Below are 1,016 nucleotides of genomic sequence, written 5' to 3'. Positions count from 1 at the left end.
CTGGAACATCTCCACGGCGAGGTGGTCGCTCTCGCGTTCCTCGACCCGCCAGCCGACGATCGTGCGCGAGTAGATATCGATGATGGAATACGCCTTGAACGTTGTGCCCCGCCACGGGCAGCGGAGGTCGGTGATGTCCCAGGACCACACCTGCCCAGGCCCGGTCGCTACCAGCACCGGCTTCTGGCGGGGTGTTCGAGACCCACGCCCGGTGGGCACGACGGGGCGGGTGCTCTGATCGGTGAGGTCGGCGGCGATCCGCCACCAGGACCGGCGCCCGGCGAGCATCACACCCTGGTCCCAGACGCTCGCAAAGGTGTGATCGACGGAATGCCCCGCCGTCCACCCCGTCGTGATCTGTTCCGCGATCACCTTCCGATCCGTCGTGGGGATCCGGGACAAGTACGCGCGGTCTTTCTGCGCGATGGGTTCGGGCACCCGGGCGCGGGGCTTCTGCCGGTACTGCCACGTTGAGCGGGCCACGCCCGCGAGGACCAAAGCGCGGCGTTGCGACCCCGTTAAACGCGTCAGGTCACCGACGAGCGTGTTCTCGAGCTTCAGGAACCGGACGGATCGGATGTCGTCGGGGTGGGTGCGGGCTCTTCCTCGCTCATCGCGTGCAAGAGCCCGATAGCTTTTCCCAGCGTGTTGTTCGTGTCCTCCAACTCGCGCACCCGCGCGCTCAGTTTCGCAACCTCAGCCGCGTGCGCCGCGCGCTCAGCGGCCCGTGATTTCTCCAGCGCCGTGCGCTTACGAGGGGGAACAGTCATAGCCCTACCCTCTCGCGGAACCAGACCCCGGTCCAGATCACCGCCATACACCGCGGCGCTCCACCGCGTCAGCATCGCATGCGAGACCGGCTGTCCCGCTAACCAGGCACCTTTCTGACCATGCGGTTGCCGGTGATACTCATGAACAAACTCGCGGATCTCCACCACAGTGAACCCTGGACTAATCGACATTCCTCTGACTCCTACTGATCGTGAACTGACTCACAACCAGCTTGACGCAGAGGG

At 65.3% G+C, this 1,016-nt stretch carries 2 protein-coding genes; both read right to left on the bottom strand.

The window, feature by feature from the left end; all coding sequences use genetic code 11:
• Positions 1-483, bottom strand: a 483-nt coding sequence (locus E3O50_RS09160; RefSeq protein WP_347233271.1) for a DDE-type integrase/transposase/recombinase, incomplete at its 3' end; no start/stop codon positions are given.
• Between the two features lie 74 nt (positions 484-557).
• Positions 558-962: a hypothetical protein gene (locus E3O50_RS09155; RefSeq protein WP_134560482.1), complete on the bottom strand. Its 405-nt coding sequence runs from the start codon at positions 960-962 to the stop codon at positions 558-560.
• Between the last annotated feature and the right edge of the window lie 54 nt (positions 963-1,016).

This window comes from Cryobacterium sp. MDB1-18-1, from assembly GCF_004402735.1.
Classification (GTDB): domain Bacteria; phylum Actinomycetota; class Actinomycetes; order Actinomycetales; family Microbacteriaceae; genus Cryobacterium; species Cryobacterium glucosi.
This window is presented reverse-complemented; position numbering and strand designations above follow the sequence as displayed.

What these genes read in the sequence shown, in the direction of transcription:
- E3O50_RS09155 (WP_134560482.1), bottom strand. Translation starts at nt 962, where the DNA reads ATGTCGATTAGTCCAGGGTTCACTGTGGTGGAGATCCGCGAGTTTGTT.